The sequence below is a fragment of the Ruminococcoides bili genome, from assembly GCF_040093295.1.
GTDB classification, from domain to species: Bacteria; Bacillota; Clostridia; order Oscillospirales; family Acutalibacteraceae; genus Ruminococcoides; species Ruminococcoides intestinale_A.
The window spans coordinates 1-20,239 of the sequence record NZ_JBBNJY010000023.1 but is presented as its reverse complement, the minus strand read 5'-3'; the positions used below and the strand labels follow the sequence as shown (position 1 = coordinate 20,239).

Here is a 20,239-nt window from a genome sequence, read left to right as displayed (position 1 = left end):
TAATTTATTAACCCTAAAAAGGAATGAAATATATGAAATATTTTGCAGGAGAATATGATGTAGCAGTTATCGGTGCGGGTCACGCAGGCATTGAGGCGGCTTTGGCTGCCGCCAGACTTGGCTGTAAAACTGCTGTTTTTACTATTAATATGGATGCCGTCGGCAACTGCCCTTGCAATCCGTCAATCGGCGGAACGGCAAAAGGTCATCTTGTTCGTGAAATTGACGCACTCGGCGGCGAAATGGGCAAGACTGCCGACGAATGTTTTTTGCAGTCCCGTATGCTCAACCGTGGTAAAGGTCCTGCCGTTCACTCATTGAGAGCGCAGATTGACCGCCGCAAATATTCCACCGTTATGAAACACAAACTTGAATTGCAGAAAAATCTTGAATTAAGACAGGCGGAAATCGTTGAAATAGAAAAGACAGAGGACGGTTACGACCTTACCACAAGAATGTTAGCGGTTTTTCATTGCAAGACGGTTGTTATTGCCACAGGCACATACCTCGGCGGAAGAATTTTTGTGGGCGAGGTATCATACGAAAGCGGCCCTGACGGCATTTTTCCTGCATCTTTTCTTGGTGCAAGTCTTAAAAAACTCGGCTTGCCGTTAAGAAGATTTAAGACAGGTACTCCTGCCAGAGTTTTAAGAAATTCCATTGATTATACAGACCTTGAAGTACAAAAGGGTGACGAACCGCCGCAGCCTTTCTCTTATGAAACCGAAAGTTTGGGCGAGAACAAGGTGGATTGCTACATAAGCTGGACAAATGACGAAACCAAGCAGATTATCCTTGAAAATATTCACCGTTCACCGCTTTACGCAGGTAAAATCGAGGGTATAGGCCCTCGTTACTGCCCGAGTTTTGAAGATAAAATAATGAGGTTTAAGGATAAGCCAAGACATCAGCTTTTTATTGAGCCGTGCGGTCTTGACACAGAAGAAATGTATTTGCAGGGAATGAGCTCATCACTCCCCGAGGAGGTACAGCTTAAGTTTTACCACACCATAAAAGGTCTTGAAAACTGCGTAATTATGCGCCCTGCCTATGCAATTGAATATGATTGTGTTGACCCGACAGCTATGCTTGCAACGCTTGAATTTAAAGATTTTCCAAATCTTTTCGGTGCAGGTCAGTTCAACGGCAGTTCGGGTTACGAAGAAGCGGCGGCACAGGGACTTGTTGCCGGAATTAATGCCGCTTTGAAAGTCCTCGGAAAATCTCCTCTCATTCTTGACAGAGCAGGCTCTTATATCGGCACACTTGTTGATGACCTTGTAACCAAGGGTGCAAACGAGCCGTACAGAATGATGACCTCAAGAAGTGAGTACCGCTTGATTCTCCGTCAGGACAATGCGGACGAAAGACTTACTCCGCTCGGCCACGAAATCGGACTTATCAGCGAAGAAAGATACCAAAAATTTCTTAACAAACAGGAGCTTAAAAAGCAGGAGATAAAGCGACTTAAGACAACCGTAATTTCTCCGACAGAAGAAGTAAACAAAATTCTTACAGAGCGTGGCACAAGTGAAATTACCACGGGAGTACATCTTATTGACCTTATAAAAAGACCGCAGCTTGACTACAAGTCGCTTGAAAGTATAGACACAGGCAGACCGAAACTTGACCCGAACATTTTTGAGCAGGTTGAAGTGGAAATCAAGTACGAAGGCTACATTTCAAAGCAATTAAAGCAGGTTGAGCAGATGCGCAAACTTGAAAACCGCCGACTGCCCGATGATTTTGACTACCGCACAATCAAGGGACTTAGACTTGAGGCACAAGAAAAGCTGAACAAAATAAAGCCGTTGAGCATAGGACAGGCATCGAGAATTTCGGGCGTATCGCCTGCCGACATCAGCGTTTTGCTCATTTGGCTTGCACAGAATAAATAATCGGAGGGATTTATGATTAAGAATTTGCTCCAAAATTATATAAAAGATTACAAAATCACACTCACGGAAAATCAGTACGAGCAGTTTCAAAAATATTTTGAACTGCTTGCAGAGTGGAACGAAAAAATGAACCTAACCGCCATAACAGACGAGAGCGGTGTGGCACTCAAGCATTTTGCCGACAGCCTTAGCTTGCTGAATTTTGTTGATATTCTGCAGAACAGCACACTTGCCGATGTGGGTACGGGTGCGGGTTTTCCGGGTGTTGTTCTGAAAATTGCCAGACCCGACATAAAACTCACCCTTATAGACAGTCTGAATAAAAGACTTGTTTTCTTGGGCGAGGTATGCGCTCAACTCGGTATTGAAGCCGAACTTATCCATAGCAGGGCAGAGGACGGCGCAAGAGATGAAAAGCTTAGGGAAAGTTTTGATTTTGCAGTGTCAAGAGCAGTTGCGAGAATGAATGTTTTGAGCGAATACTGCCTGCCGTATGTAAAGGTGGGAGGTGCGTTCTGCGCAATGAAGGGCGCACAGGCAAACGAGGAATTTAAAGAATCTTTAAATGCAATTAACACCCTCGGCGGTAAACTCGAAAAAAAATATTTCTTTGAATTACCCGAAAACGGCGGCGAAAGAGCAATTGCGGTAGTCAGAAAAGTTAAAAACACACCGCAAAAATACCCCCGTCAATCGGGAAAAATTAAGGCAAAGGCTTTGTAATTATGGAAAATAATTTTTATAACATTTTTGATTCGCACGCACATTACGATGACAAATGGTTTGACGAGGACAGAGAAGTTTTGCTTTCCTCAATGAAAGAGAACGGCGTGTGCGGCATTGTAAACAACGCTGTTGATTTAAAAACCGCAAAAGTCTGTATAGATTTTTGCGAAAAATACGATTTTATGTACGGTGCGGTTGGATTTCACCCCGAAAATCTCGAAGATATGCCAAATGATTATCTTGACCGGGTTGCAGAGCTTTTAAAGCACAAAAAAATTGTAGCTGTCGGAGAAACGGGACTTGATTATCATTGGGATATTCCTAAAGATTTGCAGAACAGAGTTTTTGAAGAACAGATAAAACTTTCGCTTGATGTAAATATGCCGATAATCGTGCATGACAGAGAGGCGCACGGCGATACTCTCAATTATTTGAGAAAGTACAAACCTAAGGCGCTTGTTCACTGTTTTTCGGGCAGTGTTGAGATGATGCGTGAAGTGATGCGCTACGGAAGTTACATCAGTCTTGGCGGAGTTGTTACCTTTAAAAATGCAAGACACAGCGTTGAGGTTGCAAAAGAAGTGCCGATTGACAGACTTTTGCTTGAAACCGATTGTCCGTATATGTCGCCCGTACCGTTCCGAGGCAAAAGGTGCGACAGTACAATGATAAAATATACGGCGGAAAAAATTGCTGAAATCAGAAATACAGATGTGCAGGAGCTTTTAAATATCACCGCAGAAAATGCAAAAAGATTTTACGGAATAGATTAACGAAATTTTTTGACAGAAATTAGATGTCAGCGCATAGGTTATAAAAGTTTGGTCAAACTTTTATTAATTTTAAAAAGAACATCAAAAAATTGTCACATTAAAAAGTTACGATATTCATATATAATGAGGGATACGAAAGGATGTGCCGTTATGAGCAAATTGCTTGTTGTTGATGATGAATACAGAATCAGACAAATTATTAAAAAATATGCCGAATTTGAGGGCTACGAGGTAGAAGAGGCCGTTGACGGTATGCAGGCTATCGAGCTTTGCAGACGACAGGATTTTGACTTGATTATTATGGATGTTATGATGCCTGAGCTTGACGGTTTTTCGGCTTGCAAAGAAATAAGAAAATTTAAATCCACACCTATTATTATGCTTTCGGCAAGAGGTGAGGAGTACGACAAAATTCACGGCTTTGAAATCGGCAGTGACGACTATGTGGTAAAGCCGTTTTCACCAAAGGAACTTATGATGCGTGTAAACGCAGTTATAAAAAGAAGCGGAAAGGCAAACAGCGAGCCTGAAAAGGATATTTTTACATACAAAGGTCTTAGCGTTGATTTTTCCGCACGAATTGTTACCATTGACGGCGAAAGAGTTGAGATGACTCCAAAGGAGTACGAGCTGTTTTTCTATATGGTGAAAAACAAGGGTATTGCGCTCACCCGTGAAAAGCTGATTAGCGAAGTATGGGGTTACGATTTCTTCGGTGACGAGCGTACGCTTGATACTCACATCAAGCTGTTAAGAAAAAGTCTGAAAGATTACAGCAAATGTATTGTTACTCTGCGAGGAGTTGGCTATCGTTTTGAAACACTCTAAATTCAGAAAACTCAGCTGGGCTGAGGTAAAAAACAGAGAAATGCCATTGCATTTCACACTTTTATGTTATTTTTTGCTTTTTGGTCTTTTAATTCTTGTTGTACTGTGGATATTCCAATCATTTTTTCTTGAATCGTTCTACACATCTACCAAGAAAAATGCGGCGGAAAAAAGTGCAAAAATAATAGCGGAATCTCTTGAAAATAATCAAAATCCGCTTGCTACCATAGAAAATGTGGCGTCATACAATTCTTTGTGTGTACAGGTTTACGATACAAGCACAGCATTTTTTCAAAAACGCTACGAATGTAACTATGCCTCTCCGTTGGTTTCGCTGAACATTGAGGCGCACAAAGTTTATTCATACTATTCTTGTGCGTCCGATAACAACGGAAGCTGCCTTGAAATCATAGGTGAGAACGAACGACAGGACGGTCTTTTTGAAGATTATCAGAAAAATACCGCCACAAACGATACCGCAAGTAAATTTAATTGGAAGAGAAAATCAAGCGGTACAGCAAAAATTATGACATACGGCAAAATTCTCTCTCTCGAGGATGGCACCGAATGTTTTGTAATAGTTTCTTCCGTAATTACACCGATTAATAATACGATTGAAATTATAAAAGACCAAATTTTTGTAATTTCTATTGTATTTTTCGTGCTTGCTGTGGCAATATCACTTTATGCAAGCCAAAGAATTGCAAAACCTATTTCGCTTACAACAAAGGCGGCAAAAGAACTTGCAAAGAAAAACTACGATGTCGAGTTTGATTCAAAGGGTTATCTTGAGGTTCAGGAACTCAACGATACCTTGAATTTTGCCAAAAAAGAACTCGCCGCAAACGAAAGACTGCAACGGGAACTTATCGCAAATATTTCCCACGATTTGCGCACACCGCTTACTATGATTACAGGCTACGGCGAAGTTATGCGTGATTTACCGGGTGAAAATACCGCCGAGAACATTCAGATTATCATTGACGAGGCAACAAGACTTTCAAGCCTTGTAAATGATTTGCTTGATTTGTCAAAATTGCAGTCGGGCACAATGGAACTTCAAAAGTCGGTTTTCTGCATTACCGACAGTTTCAAAACTATTTTTGCGAGATATGCAAAGCTCAAGGAGCAGGACGGATATAATATTTATCTTGATAAATGCAAGGAAAGAGTATTTGTAAAAGCTGACGAACTGAAAATTTCGCAGGTTATATACAACCTTATAAATAACGCTATTAACTATGCGGGCGAGGACAAAACGGTTGTTGTTACCCAGCAGGTAATCGGTGAAAAGGTGAGAATCAATGTAACCGATCACGGCGAGGGTATTCCTGCCGACAAACTCGAGTACATTTGGGACAGATATTATAAGGTTGACAAGGAGCACAAGCGCAGTGTAATAGGCACCGGTCTTGGACTGTCAATTGTAAAATCTATCTTGAATGCCCACAACGCAAGATGCGGTGTAACAAGCACCCTCGGCAAAGGCAGTACATTCTGGTTTGAACTTGACACTGTAAAGGTTGTTGAGATTAAGGAAGATATTTCTGATGATAATTAATGTAAGCTAATTAAAGGTAGTGAAATTCTATGACAAATATATATTTGTCTGATGAAAAATTACTCAAGATGATGTTTTCTTTATTTGTTATATGATAGAGCGTGTTGCCCGAAAGCAAAGTTGACGGAATTATCAGGGTTTATAATAATCTGATTTGTGAAGTTATAGACAATTATAATTGCAGTGCTTATTACGAACCGTCATATGTAATTGCAAGAGCTTACCAAAACGTGGACTTTTAAAACAACATTAAAGCGTTTAAAAAGTAAAAATATTATAAAGCAAGAAAATCCGCATTTTACACAAATGCGGATTTTTGTTAAATATCATCTTGTTGTGAATCTTTAAAATATGACCTGTACTGACTCGGAGTAAGATTTTTTTTCTTTTTAAAAAGTCGGGAGAAGTACATTTGATCTGCAAATCCCGATTCGCTTGCAACATCTTTTATAGTAAGATTGGAAGTTGCAAGCAATGAACTTGCCCTTGAAATTCGTAATTTATTGATATAATCGTGTACAGACATACCCATTTCCGATTTAAACAGCTTATAAAGGTAAGAACGGTCGAGTTTCAGATAGTTTGAAACATCGGTTGCGGTAAAACTTGAATTTCGGTAATTGAGTTCAATATATTTTGCCGCAGAGAGTACATAGTGATTAAACTCTTCGTTTACCGCAGGAAAATATTGTATGTAATAAGAAAGCAGATAGCACATTCTTGCGTTTATCCTTGCGTTCTGATAAATGTCTCCTTTTCCGTCAACAGTAATATTGAACAATTTTTCAACATCAGGTAATTCAATAGGCGGGGTAACATAAAGTCCCGATGTAAATGCCGTATGAGAAATGAGCCACATATAATCTACACCTGTAAAAAATACATACAGCAATTCGCAGTTGTCATCTCCGCATTCAAAAGTAGCCTCAATATTTGGTCTTACAAATATACTTTGCATTTCGGTTATATCATATTTTATCTTGTCAATCCATAAAATGCCACTGCCCTTCAGTACATAATATAAGGCGGGAATGTTTTGATTAAGGGCAATTATACTGTATTTTTTTGAAAAATGGTACTTTCCGTTTAAAATATTATGAGCGGCTTGTATATTGTATTTATTATATTTTTCCATATTTCACCTGTAAATTTCCGTTTTTTTAGTTTTATGCAACATTTATCTATAAACTAAAAACAAATATCTATATCAATAATTTACAAACTTGTTTATAATAATTACATAATACAACAAAATTTTGTTAAATGCAACATCTGTTTGCGGAGGTAGTGAAAATGAACTACAAATACGAAATCGTAAATTATGACAAAAACATTCCGGCAAAAATTCTATATTGCGATTTATCGTCTGAAACACATAAAACCGAACTTCACTGGCATCGTGAACCGGAGATTGTATATGTACTTGACGGTCTTGGAGAGTGTTCTCACAACGGCGATGTTATGGATCTTCCTGCCGGAGAATGTAAAATTTTTAACAGCGAAGATGTGCATTTGGTTCGTCCTAAAATGGGACATCATGCAAATATGATTATTATTCAGCTTTCGTTTGAATATATGAGAATGTTTTGCAAGACCATTGACAGCGTTATCTTTGATCTTAACGAAAGATCCGAGCAAAAAGGTGAAATCTGCGAAATTTTGCGCCAGATTGCAAGTATTGATATAGACCATGACGAATACGGTGTATTAAAGCAGATTTCAGGAGTTAATTTATTATACTACAAATTGCTTAAATATTGTACTTCACTTAAGAGAAGTTCTAATTCTTTCATTATACCGAAGCGTGATTTTTCATATGCAAAAACCGCTATTGCGTATATCAACGAAAACTTCAAGCAGGAGATTCCTCTTAACGAGATTTCAAGCGTGGTTAATCTTTCGCCGTCTTATTTCTCAAAATACTTTAAGAGCGTAACACAGGTTAGCTTTTCGGAGTACCTTGCAAATCTTCGTCTTGAAAATGCTTTGCAGGATATGCTTACAAAAAATTCTACCGTAACGGTTGCTGCAGTTGAAAACGGCTTTGCAAATGTAAAGTCATTCATTACGCAGTGCAAAAAGGTTTACGGTTACACTCCTGCACAGTATAAAAAACATCTGCTTAACAGATGATTAAAATTGATTACAAGTTTTTTCTTTATTATACCCAAAAAAGGACGACCACTGTTTTACAGTGGTTGTTCTTTTTGCGTAAAAATATTGGAGTTTATTAATTAACGCTTAGCTAAATGTTTTACCAATCAATTGTAAAGGTTTGGTCAACCTTTTCAAAGGCTTGACCTAAATTTTTTAATTATTTAATTACAACTTTTCTTAAAACCATAATTTTCTTCAACTTTAGATAAAGCGTCAAAATTCATTGAAATAAGTCACAAAAAGTTTTATAATAAAAGATACGGATAAATCACACCGAAAGGAATTTGAGTATGAATATCAGACAAATTAAGGCTGAAACTGTAACACAAACGGTAAAACAGCTTTTTCTCGACTGCAATTATTTTATCGGAAAAGATATAATGACCGCTCTTGAAAAAGCAAGAGAAAACGAAAAGTCAAAAGTAGGCAAAAGTGTGCTTACACAGATTATTGAGAATGACAAACTTGCCGCAAAGGAAGAAGTACCTCTTTGCCAGGATACAGGTATGGCAATTTTGTTTGTAGAGTACGGCGATAAGGTCGTTATTGAGGACGGCAGTTTTGAAGATGCGGTAAACGAGGGTGTACGACAGGCTTATAAGGACGGCTACTTGAGAAAAAGTGTAGTAAATGACCCTGTTTTTGACCGATTAAATACAAAAGATAACACACCTGCCATTATTCATACAAGAATTGTAAAAGGTGACAAAATAAAAATTACTGCCGGCGGCAAAGGCTTTGGCAGTGAGAATATGTCTGCAATAAAAATGCTTACTCCGTCATACGGAATTGAGGGTGTAAAAAAATTTATTCTTGATACTGTAAGAACCGCAGGTCCTAACCCGTGCCCACCTATTGTAGTAGGCGTAGGTATCGGCGGTACATTTGAAAGATGTGCCCAGCTTGCAAAAAAGGCAACATTCAGAGCAATTGACACACACAATGAAGACGAGCGTTACGCAAAACTTGAGGACGAATTGCTTGAGAGCATAAATAAAATGGGATTCGGTCCTGCCGGTCTTGGAGGAACTACAACAGCAATCGGAGTTAATATTGAAACTTCGCCGACTCATATCGCAGGTATGCCTGTTGCGGTAAATATTTGTTGCCATGCGGCAAGACACGCAAGCGCAGAAATTTAAGGGGGAGAGAACTATGCCTAAAAAATTAACATTACCGCTCAGCGATGAAGATATAAAAAATTTAAAAGCAGGCGAAAGCGTTTTGCTTAGCGGCACAATGCTTACAGGCAGAGATGCGGCACATAAAAGACTTTTTGAGCTTATCGAAAAAGGCGAAAACCTCCCTGTAGATATTAAGGGCGAAATAATTTATTATGTAGGCCCTGCACCTGCAAAGCCCGGATATGCAGTAGGCCCTGCAGGCCCTACATCAAGTTATAGAATGGATAAGTACGCACCTGCATTGCTTGACCTCGGATTAAAAGGAATGGTAGGCAAAGGCGCAAGAAATAAGGAAGTAATAGACGCTATTGTCCGTAACGGCTGTGTGTATTTTGCGGCAATCGGCGGTGCCGCCGCTTTGATAGCGAAGAGCATTAAAAAGGAAGAAATGCTTTGCTATGAGGATTTGGGCACTGAGGCAGTGAGAAGATATACAGTTGAGGATTTCCCTTGTATTGTTGCCATTGACAGCAAGGGAAATAATGTGTACGAAACCGAGCCGAAAAAGTATAATACAGAGGATTGATTTTTAAGGACTGCAAAACAGCAGTCCTTTTTATTTTTGCTTTTTATCAAAAGTTATGGTAAATTATGGTTAGATGACTTTCGGTCGGGCAACAAAGTAAAATAATAGCTAAACTTTCTGCTCGAAGTTAAAAGTTTGGCTAAACTGTGAGTTAAACCATAATTATAAATTATTAAAATTATTGAAATTTTAATATTGTTATGCTAAAATTATCATAATAAACATGTATTATTTTTAAAATATTGTACAATACAACGAAAGGGAAATCTTATGAAAATTAACCTTGATTTAAAAATTGAAAAGCCCAGTTATTTCACAATCACTGATATTACCTATGCTCAAGTTGACGCTTGGTTTGGTCATACAACACGAGATTTAAAGCTGGATTTGATTTATCCGCAGAGCAGAATGAAAAAAGTCCCCTGCATTGTTTGGATTTGCGGCGGCGGTTGGATAAGAATGGATAAATCCGCTCACCTTGCTTACCTTGCAAAACTCGCTCTCAACGGTTTTGCCGTGGCAAGCGTTGAGTATCGTACCAGCAACGAGGGCGCTTACCCTATGCCGCTTGAAGATGTTAAGGCGGCTATCCGTTACCTTAAGGCTCACGCCGAGCGTTACTGTATTGACGAAAATAAATTCGGTGTTGCAGGCGAATCTGCAGGCGGTTATCTTGCCGCAATGTGCGCACTCAACAACGACAAAAGCCTTGATGTCGGCGATTATCTCGATTATTCAAGCGAGGTTCAGGCTTGTTGCCCTTTTTATCCGCCGACAGACCTTGCAACTTTTCCGTACAAATCGGCTCTTGAGGCAGGCGCAAGTATGGAGTCGCTTATGCTCGGAATGAATGTAGTTCTCAACAAGGAAAAGGCGCAGGAATGTTGCCCTGTATCTTTTGTAACACCGTCAGCACCGCCTTTTATGATTTTTCACGGCACACAAGATTCTACCGTACCTTTTTCTCAAAGCGTTGTACTGCACGATTTACTTGTGAAAAACGGTTGCGACGCAACATTGGTAGCCGTAAACGGCGCAGAACACGCAGATATTTTCTTTGCACAGGAAAAACTATGGGATATGGTAGCGGATTTTTTCAAGGACACACTTTATAAATGATATAATTAACAAGAAAAGTTTTCAACAATTTATTATAATGCTGTTGAAAACTTTTTCTTTGTATTTAATATTTATTTTAAGTCGGAAAAAATAAACAAACTTATATAAAAATATACAATGATTTAAAGAAAAAATTTAAAAAGTCTATTAAAAACAGTCAAAATGTGATATAATTTATTTAATTATAAACAGTGTAAGGAGAATTACCGTGAAGGAAACAATCTGTACTATACCGATAAACGATATTTTTATGCCAAAAGACGGTTGCCCTATCTGCCGAATGGAGGATATGCTCGAAAAGCAGTATGTTAAATTCATTACAGGCGATGCAATGATGGAGCCAAACATCAGAATAGAAACCAATAAAAAAGGTTTTTGTCACCGCCATTTTTCGCAGATGTTCACGGTAGGTCAAAAATTGCCTAATGCGCTGATTTTAGAAAGTCATTTGCAGGAAATTATCGACAAATATATGCCTGCAAAACTTAAAGGCAAGCCCGACAAAAAACAACTTGAGGGCATTAAGGAAGAGTTATCTTCCTGCTATGTCTGCGACAGAATCGCAAGCGATATGCACCATTTTATGGCAACGGTTTTTGTAGAGTGGGCAAAGGGCGAAGAATTCAGAAAGTTATATAACGAACAGCCGTTTATCTGTTTAAAGCACTATTCTTTTATAATGAGTGCCGCAACGGGCAAGGGCGGAATTTCGTCAAAACTTTTGCCTGACTTTTACGCTGAAACCGCCGCCCTCACAAAAAATTACCTTGTAAGCCTTAAGGCGGATATTACACACTTTTGTTCAATGTTCGATTATCGCAGTCAGGGACAGGATTGGGGCACATCGAAAGATTCGATTGAAAGAAGTATTGCATTTTTGACGGGTACGGATTGATAAAACAGAAAATTCGGAAATTCCGAATTTTCTCCCAATGTCTTATATAAAGGAAGATTAAATAAATAATGAAAAATTTTTTAAATCCCAATCAATGCAGGTATCTTGCAAGTTTAATATGTGTCTTAGGAGCAATTTTTGCTTTTATTTCAAAGATTAAATTCGGAATGAACAGCATTCATCCCACATTTATTATAGGAATACTTATTATTATTGCAGGTTTTGTGTTCGGTTTTATAAAAGCCAGATGCCCGCATTGCAACTGTTTGCTTTCGTTCAGTACAAAGGGCGATCCAAAGCATTGCCCAAACTGCGGCGGCAAACTTGAAGATGATGATTAAAATTAGTTTACATAAATTTGGATATACTATAAAAAGGAAGTCTTACTATGCTGACATATACAGCCGATGATTTGGAAAAAATTTTCAGGGAAGAGAATATAAATCCCGATGAGCTGCAGAATATGGTAGTGGAAAAGCTCACAAAAAATAACCTTAAGCTTGCCACCGCAGAAAGCTGCACGGGCGGTTTGCTTTCGGGAAGAATTACCGCCGTGAGCGGTGCAAGCGAGGTTTTTGACTGCGGTGTTTGCTCGTATGCAAACAAAATTAAGCACAAGGTGCTCGGAGTGAGCGAAGAAACTCTTAACACACTCGGCGCAGTGTCGCCCGAAACCGCTTTGCAGATGGCGGAGGGTGTAAAAAAACTTGCAAATGCCGACATCGGCGCAAGCACCACGGGTATTGCAGGGCCGACAGGCGGAACAGATGAAAAACCTGTCGGACTTGTTTATGTGGGAATTTGTGCAAATTGCAGTAAATTTCCCATAAAACTTTTGCTCGGTGAAACAAACGGAAGTAAAAATTCCCGAAATTATATAAGAAAACTTGCTTGTAATGCTGTTCTTTATACAATTTGGAAATTAACCTAAATGTTGTAAAAAAATCTTGTAAAAAAATTAATATTGTGGTAAAATAAAATCGTAACTGTGGATATGGGGGTTTTTTTGCCCTTAAATTATAATTCATTTAAGTAATTATAATTTAATCTTTTGATTTATCCCGAAAATATAACTTAATATCCGTCAGAATGGAGTTGATTTTAATGGAAAGAAGTGCAGGTATCCTGTTGTCGGTTACTTCGCTTCCGTCCCCCTACGGAATTGGTACTATTGGTAAAGAGGCTCGTGAGTTCGCTGACTTCCTCAAAAAGGCAGGTCAGAAGGTATGGCAGATTCTTCCTGTCGGCCCTACAAGCTACGGTGACTCTCCTTATCAGTCCTTTTCAACTTATGCAGGTAACCCTTACCTGATTGACCTTGACACACTTTGTGAAGAGGGTCTTATTACTAAAGAGCAGCTCGATAGCTATGATTGGGGTTCTAACGATGCTGAAGTGGATTACGAGAAAATCTACAACAACAGATTCGACGCTCTTAGAATTGCTTACGATAATTTCAAAAAGAAAGACCAGAAGGCTTTCTCCACATTTAAGAGAAAGAACAGCAAGTGGCTCAAGAATTACGCACTTTATATGGCTGTAAAGAAGAGCTTTAATATGGTTTCCTGGACAGAGTGGCCGGACGAAGAAATCCGTATGCACGAGGAAACAGCTGTTAAGCGCTATGAGCGCAAGCTTAAAGACGATGTTGATTTCTGGAAATTCTTACAGTTTAAGTTTTATGAGCAGTGGGAGGCTTTCCGTGCTTATGTAAACGGTCTTGGAATTAAGATTTTGGGTGATATGCCTATCTATGTTGCCATGGACAGCGCAGACACATGGGCTAACCCCGAGTTGTTCCAACTTTATGATGACGGTGATCCTATTGCAGTTGCAGGTTGTCCGCCTGACTATTTCTCGGCAACAGGTCAGCTCTGGGGCAATCCTCTTTATGACTGGGATTACCTCGCAGAAACAGATTACGAGTGGTGGTTTGAGAGAATTAAAGCTGCGTCAAAGCTTTATGATCTCACAAGAATCGACCACTTCAGAGCTTTTGCAAGCTACTATTCAATTCCTTACCCTGCTGAAAACGCTATTAACGGTGAGTGGGTTGAAGGTCCACGCATTAAGTTCTTCAAGATGATGGAAGAGGCTATCGGCAAGATTGATATTGTTGCAGAGGATCTCGGAACTCTTACTCCCGATGTAACCGAGCTTATGGAGCAGACAGGTTATCCGGGAATGAAGGTACTTGAGTTTGCTTTTGACAGCGGTGAAGAGAACGATTATCTCCCGCATAAATATACTGAAAACTGCATTGTTTACACAGGTACTCACGATAATGACACCGTTATGGGCTGGGTAGAAACAGCTAAGCCTGAGGATGTAAGCTATGCAAGAAGTTACTGCCAGATGCCTGAGGACGAGCCTTTTAACTGGGGTCTTATCCGTACAGCATATGAGAGCAAGGCAGGTATGGCTATTATTCCTGTTCAGGATATTCTCGGTCTTGGTAAAGAGGCAAGAATGAACATTCCGTCAACACTCGGCGGTAACTGGACTTGGAGAGTTGATAAAGCGGCTCTTACTGATGAGCTTGCAGAAAAATTAAAAACAATGTCTGTAAATAGCGGACGACTGGAGGACTAAACAAATGAGCAATATTATGGAAAAGCTTGAGCTTACAGCACAGTCTATGTATTGTAAGAAGATAGAAGAGCTTACACCTTCCGAACTTCATCTTTCTCTCGGCAAGGCTGTTATGGGCGAAATTGCCGACAACTGGGCAGCAAGCAAGGCTAAGCACAACAGCGAGCGCAGAGCTTACTACTTCTCTGCTGAATTTCTTATGGGCAGAATGATGTACAACAACCTTTACTGCCTCGGTATTCTTGATGATGTAAAGAAGATGCTCAAGAAAAAGGGCGTTGACATCAATGTATTTGAAGATATCGACGATGCAGCTCTCGGTAACGGCGGTCTTGGCCGTCTTGCAGCTTGCTATCTCGACAGTGCCGCTACTATGGAAGTACCGCTCGACGGTTACGGCATTCGTTATAAGTATGGTCTTTTCAAGCAGCTCATCAAGGACGGTTATCAGGTAGAAGTTGCTGACGATTGGCAGAGATTTGATGATCCGTGGTGCCTCCGTCGTGAGGACGAGGCTGTAACAGTATCATTTAAGGGTCAGACAGTTAAGGCTGTTCCTTACGATATGGCTGTTATCGGCTGCAAGACAACTAACATCAACACACTCAGACTTTGGCAGGCTGAAGCTATCAATGAGTTTGACTTCCAGGCATTTAACAATACAGAGTACAACAGAGCAGTTCAGGAGAAGAACGATGCTGAGAACATCACAAAGGTTCTTTATCCTAACGATAATAAGTATGAAGGTAAAGTTTTAAGACTTAAGCAGCAGTATTTCTTCTGCTCTGCTTCACTTCAGGATATTATGCGCAGATACAAAGCAAAACACGGCAACGATTTCAGCTTCTTTGCTAAGGAAAACGCTATTCAGCTTAACGATACACACCCTGTATGTTCAATCCCTGAGCTCGTAAGACTTCTTATGAACGAGGGTATGAACTTTGACGAGGCTTTCGAGATTGCAAGAAAGACTTGTGCTTACACAAACCACACAGTTCTCGGCGAGGCTCTCGAGAAGTGGCATGCTGACCTTATGATGCAGGTAATTCCTGAAATTTACCACATCATCTGCCTTATCGCAAATAAGCTCCAGGAAGAGCTCACAGCTAAGGGCATTAGTGAGGATATGAAAGCTAAGATGCGTATTGTAGACGCTAACACAGTTCATATGGCAAGACTTGCAACATATGCAGGCACATATGTAAACGGTGTTGCTAAGCTTCACACAGAGATCCTCAAGGACGATGTTCTTAAGGAGTGGTACCAGGTATATCCTGAAAGATTCCAGAACAAGACAAACGGTATTACACAGCGCCGTTGGTTAGGTCTTTGCAACCCTGAACTTTCTGCACTTATCACAGAGAAAGTTGGCAGCGACAACTGGCTTATTGACCTTTCACTTCTTTCAAAGCTCAATGACTGCATTGATGCTAAGACAATTACAAAGTTTAACACAATCAAGAAGAAGAAGAAAGTTCAGCTTGCAGAGTACATCAAGAAGATGGACGGCGTAGAGATTAACCCTGATTCTATCTATGATATTCAGGTAAAAAGACTTCACGAATATAAAAGACAGCTTCTCAATGCTTTCTCAATTATGACAATTTACTTCCGCATTAAAGAGGGCAAGCTTCCTAACTGGACACCAACAACATTTATCTTTGGTGCTAAGGCTGCTCCAGGTTATGCAAGAGCTAAGGCAATCATTAAGTACATCAACGAGATTGCTGACCTTGTAAACAACGATCCTGATACAAAGGATAAACTTAAGGTTGTATTCATTTCTAACTACAATGTATCTTACGCTGAAAAGATCGTAGTTGCTGCTGACCTTTCAGAGCAGACATCTACCGCAGGTCTTGAGGCTTCAGGTACAGGTAATATGAAGTTTATGCTCAACGGCGCATTAACACTCGGCACATATGACGGTGCTAACATCGAAATCGCAGAGTGCGCAGGCGAAGAGAACGAGTATATCTTCGGTGCAAGAGTAGAAGATATTGAAAGACTTAAGAAGGAAGGCTACGATCCTAAGAAGCTTTATGAGGCTAATCCTGAAATCAAGAAGGTTGTTGATACACTTATCGACGGCACATTTGATGATGACGGCGCTCAGGGCGAGGGCAGCTTTGCTGAACTCCACAATGCTCTTATCAATGGTACATCATGGCAGGAGGCAGACCACTACTTCCACATCTATGATCTCCCACTTTATGTTGAAACAAAGATCAGAGCTAACAAAGATTATGCTAACCGTAAAGAGTTTGGTAAGAAGTGTCTTATCAACATTGCTAATGCAGGTAAGTTCTCATCAGACAGAGCTATCGTAGAGTATGCTAAGGATATTTGGCACACATCTTACAGAAAAGTTTAATTGATTATATAAGTAAATAACTTTTCATTAATTTAAATCGTTAAAGTCCGACAATGACTAAGGTTGTTGTCGGACTTTTTGTGTTATGTAAAAATATGTGGGATAGTTAGAGTGGGGGAGAGGAGGCTTTAAAAGAAATTTTTATTTGGTATTGCGGTGATTTAATTAGTCGGGTTTTAAGCCAATAGTTTTTGCACAAATAATAAAAAATTTGGTCAAGCCTTTTTAAAGGTTGACCAAATTTATTAGTCCGAGTATAAAGTTTTGTGCGAGCTCAATCAAAATTACCCGACCGTTGATTTAATGTTTCACGTGAAACATTTTTACTGTTTAACAAACAAAAAATATAAGAAAAATTACAATTATTCTATAAATACCCTTTTAAATATGCATTATTAGTGGTATAATGTATATTAGATTTAGAAAACACGCATTATTTTACGGTAAAGGTGATATTTTGGCTAAAATTATTTCAATTTCAAACCAGAAAGGTGGTGTTGGCAAAACCACCACAGCGGTTAATCTTGCTGCTTGTTTGGGCGCTTTGGGCAAAAAAACTTTGCTCGTTGACGCCGACCCACAGGGTAACGCAACAAGCGGTGTTGCTATTGATAAGCGTAAGGTTACTGCCTCAACCTATGAAATTTTGGTTGACGGTGCTAAGGCAGAGAGTTGTATTGTTACAACTCCGTATGAAAATTTGCATATTCTGCCGTCAAGTCTTGACCTTGCCGCCGCTGAACTTGAAATTTCCGATAAAAAGGGCAGAGAGTCTATTTTAAAAAACGCTCTTTTGCCAATTAAGCAATACTATGATTACATAATCATTGACTGCCCACCGTCACTCGGACTTATTACAACAAATGCTCTTACGGCATCAGATACTTTTTTAGTGCCGATTCAGTGCGAATATTATGCACTTGAAGGTCTGACACAGCTTATGAGTACGGTAAGACGAATTAAAAGACAATACAACAACACTATTGACATTGAAGGTGTTTTGCTTACAATGTATGACGGCAGACTGAATCTTACACAGCAGGTTGTCGAGGAAGTTAAAAAATTCTTCCCTCGTAAGGTGTTTAAAACCGTAATTCCGAGAGGTGTAAGACTGTCGGAGGCTCCAAGCTTTGGTATGCCCGTAATTTACTATGACAAGAATTGCAAGGGAAGTATTACATACACGGAACTTGCAAAGGAAATAATAGCAAAGGAGAGAAGCTATGAGTAAAAAATTTGGCGGTCTTGGCAAGGGCCTCGATACTATTTTTGCCGAGAACGAAACCGAAGACAGCAACAGCTCCGTTATGCTGAAAATATCTGAAATCGAACCAAACCGCTCCCAGCCTCGTAAAGATTTTGACGAAAATTCATTATCCGACCTTGCACAGAGTATTTCACAACACGGACTTCTGCAGCCTTTGCTTGTTCGACCACTGCCAATCGGCGGCTATCAGATAGTAGCAGGCGAAAGAAGATACCGTGCTTGCAGAATGGCAGGACTTACCGAAGTGCCTGTTACAATTCGAGAACTTTCGGATACAGAAACTATGGAGCTTGCGCTCATCGAAAATCTACAGCGTGAGGACCTGTCGCCTATTGAAGAGGCACTCGGTTACAAAGCGCTTATTGACGAGCATGGCTTTTCGCAGGAAGAAGTTGCAACATCCGTCGGTAAATCAAGACCTGCAATTGCAAATTCGCTAAGAATTTTAAAACTTCCGGACAGCGTGCTTGAGTATGTAAAGCAAGACAAAATTTCCGCAGGCCACGCAAGAGCATTGCTTATGCTTGACAACGAAGAAGATATGCTTGAACTTGCGGAACTTATCTATAAAAAAGATTTATCGGTTCGTCAGGCGGAAAAACTTGCAAAGAAAAAGCCGGAAGTTGAGGAAGATACTCAACCGGAGAGAAAACCGTCTTTTTACAGTATGGTTGAGCTTGCACTGAACGAAAGTCTTGGCAGAAAAATCAAGGTAAATAAAAACAAAGGTAAGCAAGGCGGCGTACTTCAAATTGAGTTCTATTCAGATGAAGAGCTGACCGAGCTTTCAAATAAATTAAAATAGATATTTCTATTTGCCGTATGGCATATTAAAATATAATGAGAGGAAATGCAAAATGATTGATATTAAATTTTTAAGAGAAAATCCTGAGGCTGTAAAGCAGAACATAAGAAATAAATTTCAGGACAGCAAACTTGAACTTGTTGACAAGGTAATCGAGCTTGACGCTGAAAGCAGAGCAGTAAAGGCGCAGGCTGACGAGTTGCGTGCTAACAGAAACAAAATTTCAAAGCAGATCGGCGCTCTTATGGCTCAAGGTAAAAAAGAAGAGGGTATGGCTCTTAAAGAAGAGGTTACCCGTCAGGCTGAACAGCTTGCCGAGCTTGAAAAGAAAGAAGAAGACCTTTCGGCAAAAGTAACCGAGATTATGATGGTTATTCCACAGATGATTGACCCATCTGTTCCGATTGGTAAAGATGACAGCCAGAATGTAGAAATTGAGCGTTTTGGCGAGCCTGTTGTACCTGATTTCGAGATTCCGTACCACACAGACATTATGGAAAAACTCAACGGCATTGACCTTGACTCTGCAAGAAAGGTAGCAGGTAACGGTTTCTATTATCTTATGGGCGACATCGCAAGACTTCACAGTGCCGTTATCGCTTACGCAAGAGATTTTATGATTGACAGAGGTTTCACATACTGCGTACCTCCTTTTATGATTAGAAGTAATGTTGTTACAGGCGTTATGAGCTTTGCTGAAATGGACGCTATGATGTACAAGATTGAGGGCGAAGACCTTTATCTTATCGGCACAAGCGAACACTCGATGATCGGTAAGTTCATTGACACAATTAATAAAGAGGAAGACCTCCCTTATACACTCACAAGTTATTCGCCATGTTTCCGTAAGGAAAAGGGCGCTCACGGTATTGAGGAGCGTGGTGTTTACAGAATCCACCAGTTTGAAAAGCAGGAAATGATTGTTGTATGTAAGCCTGATGAAAGCAAAATGTGGTTTGATAAACTCTGGCAGAACACAGTTGACCTTTTCCGTTCAATGGATATTCCTGTTCGTACACTTGAGTGTTGTTCCGGCGACCTTGCAGACTTAAAGGTTCGTTCACTTGATGTTGAGGCATGGTCACCTCGTCAGAAGAAGTATTTTGAAGTGGGTTCTTGTTCAAACCTTGGTGACGCACAGGCTCGCCGTCTTAAGATCAGAGTTACAGGCGAAAACGGCAAATACTTTGCTCACACACTTAATAATACTGTTGTTGCACCTCCGAGAATGTTGATTGCATTCCTTGAGAACAACCTTAATGAGGACGGCTCAATTAATATTCCTGTTGCACTTAGACCATATATGGGCGGCAAAGAAAAAATTGAAGTTCCTACAAAATAATTAATTTCAAAAGGGAGGTCGTTTGACTTCCCTTTTGTGGTTTAATTCTAAATGATTGGTAGCATTAAATAAATTATGGTTTAACGCACGGTTAAGATTGAATAATCAAAAATTTAGGTCAAGCCTTTAGAATTAAACCACAAAAGGGAAGTCAAACGACCTCCCTTTTGAAATTAATTATTTTGTAGGAAC

Annotated in this window: 18 protein-coding genes; 17 read left to right on the top strand and 1 reads right to left on the bottom strand. The window is 39.8% G+C overall.

The window, feature by feature from the left end; all coding sequences use genetic code 11:
* Positions 1-32 precede the first annotated feature (32 nt).
* From mnmG to AAAY30_RS08150, 5 genes are all read left to right on the top strand, one after another.
* The gene (mnmG, locus tag AAAY30_RS08170) at positions 33-1,898 is read left to right on the top strand and encodes a tRNA uridine-5-carboxymethylaminomethyl(34) synthesis enzyme MnmG (protein ID WP_337782012.1); all 1,866 of its coding nucleotides are present in this window, start codon (positions 33-35) and stop codon (positions 1,896-1,898) included.
* Positions 1,899-1,910: 12 nt separating this feature from the next.
* On the top strand, positions 1,911-2,621 hold the full coding sequence (rsmG, locus tag AAAY30_RS08165) for a 16S rRNA (guanine(527)-N(7))-methyltransferase RsmG (protein WP_337782013.1): 711 nt from the start codon (positions 1,911-1,913) through the stop codon (positions 2,619-2,621).
* A gap of 2 nt (positions 2,622-2,623) precedes the next feature.
* Complete coding sequence (locus AAAY30_RS08160) at positions 2,624-3,397, top strand: TatD family hydrolase (RefSeq protein WP_337401396.1); 774 nt, start codon at positions 2,624-2,626, stop codon at positions 3,395-3,397.
* A gap of 150 nt (positions 3,398-3,547) precedes the next feature.
* Positions 3,548-4,225, top strand: coding sequence for a response regulator transcription factor (locus AAAY30_RS08155; RefSeq protein WP_022234761.1), 678 nt, complete (start codon positions 3,548-3,550; stop codon positions 4,223-4,225).
* Positions 4,212-5,786, top strand: a complete 1,575-nt coding sequence (locus tag AAAY30_RS08150) for a sensor histidine kinase (protein WP_499222355.1) — start codon at positions 4,212-4,214, stop codon at positions 5,784-5,786. The genes AAAY30_RS08155 and AAAY30_RS08150 overlap by 14 nt, the downstream gene beginning before the upstream one ends.
* Before the next feature lie 319 nt (positions 5,787-6,105).
* Here the strand turns inward: AAAY30_RS08150 and AAAY30_RS08145 are convergent, their stop codons facing one another.
* Positions 6,106-6,921: an AraC family transcriptional regulator gene (locus AAAY30_RS08145; RefSeq protein ID WP_249375868.1), complete on the bottom strand. Its 816-nt coding sequence runs from the start codon at positions 6,919-6,921 to the stop codon at positions 6,106-6,108.
* Positions 6,922-7,079: 158 nt separating this feature from the next.
* On the opposite strand from AAAY30_RS08145, the gene AAAY30_RS08140 reads away from it, so the two are divergent.
* From AAAY30_RS08140 to serS, 12 genes are all read left to right on the top strand, one after another.
* Positions 7,080-7,919, top strand: coding sequence for an AraC family transcriptional regulator (locus tag AAAY30_RS08140; protein WP_337782014.1), 840 nt, complete (start codon positions 7,080-7,082; stop codon positions 7,917-7,919).
* A 314-nt stretch (positions 7,920-8,233) separates the two neighbouring features.
* On the top strand, positions 8,234-9,085 hold the full coding sequence (locus tag AAAY30_RS08135; protein WP_480934630.1) for a fumarate hydratase: 852 nt from the start codon (positions 8,234-8,236) through the stop codon (positions 9,083-9,085).
* Between the two features lie 13 nt (positions 9,086-9,098).
* Positions 9,099-9,653, top strand: a complete 555-nt coding sequence (locus tag AAAY30_RS08130; protein WP_252558720.1) for a Fe-S-containing hydro-lyase — start codon at positions 9,099-9,101, stop codon at positions 9,651-9,653.
* A 270-nt stretch (positions 9,654-9,923) separates the two neighbouring features.
* On the top strand, positions 9,924-10,772 hold the full coding sequence (locus AAAY30_RS08125) for an alpha/beta hydrolase fold domain-containing protein (RefSeq protein WP_499215874.1): 849 nt from the start codon (positions 9,924-9,926) through the stop codon (positions 10,770-10,772).
* Between the two features lie 208 nt (positions 10,773-10,980).
* Positions 10,981-11,667: a DUF6062 family protein gene (locus tag AAAY30_RS08120; protein WP_022234769.1), complete on the top strand. Its 687-nt coding sequence runs from the start codon at positions 10,981-10,983 to the stop codon at positions 11,665-11,667.
* Between the two features lie 68 nt (positions 11,668-11,735).
* Entirely contained in the window at positions 11,736-12,008 is a 273-nt protein-coding gene (locus AAAY30_RS08115) for a hypothetical protein (protein WP_249375874.1), read from the top strand.
* Positions 12,009-12,055: 47 nt separating this feature from the next.
* Positions 12,056-12,598 carry a CinA family protein gene (locus AAAY30_RS08110; protein ID WP_302484472.1) on the top strand — a complete coding sequence of 181 codons (543 nt, stop codon included), beginning with the start codon at positions 12,056-12,058 and terminating at the stop codon, positions 12,596-12,598.
* 173 nt (positions 12,599-12,771) lie between these two features.
* Positions 12,772-14,259, top strand: coding sequence for a 4-alpha-glucanotransferase (gene malQ, locus AAAY30_RS08105; RefSeq protein WP_337613338.1), 1,488 nt, complete (start codon positions 12,772-12,774; stop codon positions 14,257-14,259).
* 4 nt (positions 14,260-14,263) lie between these two features.
* Positions 14,264-16,633 carry a glycogen/starch/alpha-glucan phosphorylase gene (locus AAAY30_RS08100; protein ID WP_295057018.1) on the top strand — a complete coding sequence of 790 codons (2,370 nt, stop codon included), beginning with the start codon at positions 14,264-14,266 and terminating at the stop codon, positions 16,631-16,633.
* Between the two features lie 457 nt (positions 16,634-17,090).
* A complete protein-coding gene (locus AAAY30_RS08095) occupies positions 17,091-17,864 on the top strand; it encodes a ParA family protein (protein WP_117706661.1) in 774 nt (257 codons plus the stop codon).
* On the top strand, positions 17,857-18,705 hold the full coding sequence (locus AAAY30_RS08090) for a ParB/RepB/Spo0J family partition protein (RefSeq protein ID WP_186936374.1): 849 nt from the start codon (positions 17,857-17,859) through the stop codon (positions 18,703-18,705). Before AAAY30_RS08095 ends, AAAY30_RS08090 begins: the two co-directional genes overlap by 8 nt.
* A 52-nt stretch (positions 18,706-18,757) precedes the next feature.
* Complete coding sequence (gene serS / locus AAAY30_RS08085) at positions 18,758-20,047, top strand: serine--tRNA ligase (RefSeq protein WP_022234775.1); 1,290 nt, start codon at positions 18,758-18,760, stop codon at positions 20,045-20,047.
* The last annotated feature ends 192 nt before the right edge of the window (positions 20,048-20,239 follow it).

Excerpts from the sequence above, each read along its gene's own strand:
- mnmG (WP_337782012.1), top strand. The coding sequence starts at position 33 with ATGAAATATTTTGCAGGAGAATATGATGTAGCAGTTATCGGTGCGGGT.
- rsmG (WP_337782013.1), top strand. The coding sequence starts at position 1,911 with ATGATTAAGAATTTGCTCCAAAATTATATAAAAGATTACAAAATCACA.
- AAAY30_RS08160 (WP_337401396.1), top strand. The coding sequence starts at position 2,624 with ATGGAAAATAATTTTTATAACATTTTTGATTCGCACGCACATTACGAT.
- AAAY30_RS08155 (WP_022234761.1), top strand. The coding sequence starts at position 3,548 with ATGAGCAAATTGCTTGTTGTTGATGATGAATACAGAATCAGACAAATT.
- AAAY30_RS08145 (WP_249375868.1), bottom strand. The coding sequence starts at position 6,921 with ATGGAAAAATATAATAAATACAATATACAAGCCGCTCATAATATTTTA.
- AAAY30_RS08140 (WP_337782014.1), top strand. The coding sequence starts at position 7,080 with ATGAACTACAAATACGAAATCGTAAATTATGACAAAAACATTCCGGCA.
- AAAY30_RS08135 (WP_480934630.1), top strand. The coding sequence starts at position 8,234 with ATGAATATCAGACAAATTAAGGCTGAAACTGTAACACAAACGGTAAAA.
- AAAY30_RS08130 (WP_252558720.1), top strand. The coding sequence starts at position 9,099 with ATGCCTAAAAAATTAACATTACCGCTCAGCGATGAAGATATAAAAAAT.
- AAAY30_RS08125 (WP_499215874.1), top strand. The coding sequence starts at position 9,924 with ATGAAAATTAACCTTGATTTAAAAATTGAAAAGCCCAGTTATTTCACA.
- AAAY30_RS08115 (WP_249375874.1), top strand. The coding sequence starts at position 11,736 with ATGAAAAATTTTTTAAATCCCAATCAATGCAGGTATCTTGCAAGTTTA.
- AAAY30_RS08110 (WP_302484472.1), top strand. The coding sequence starts at position 12,056 with ATGCTGACATATACAGCCGATGATTTGGAAAAAATTTTCAGGGAAGAG.
- malQ (WP_337613338.1), top strand. The coding sequence starts at position 12,772 with ATGGAAAGAAGTGCAGGTATCCTGTTGTCGGTTACTTCGCTTCCGTCC.
- AAAY30_RS08100 (WP_295057018.1), top strand. The coding sequence starts at position 14,264 with ATGAGCAATATTATGGAAAAGCTTGAGCTTACAGCACAGTCTATGTAT.
- AAAY30_RS08090 (WP_186936374.1), top strand. The coding sequence starts at position 17,857 with ATGAGTAAAAAATTTGGCGGTCTTGGCAAGGGCCTCGATACTATTTTT.
- serS (WP_022234775.1), top strand. The coding sequence starts at position 18,758 with ATGATTGATATTAAATTTTTAAGAGAAAATCCTGAGGCTGTAAAGCAG.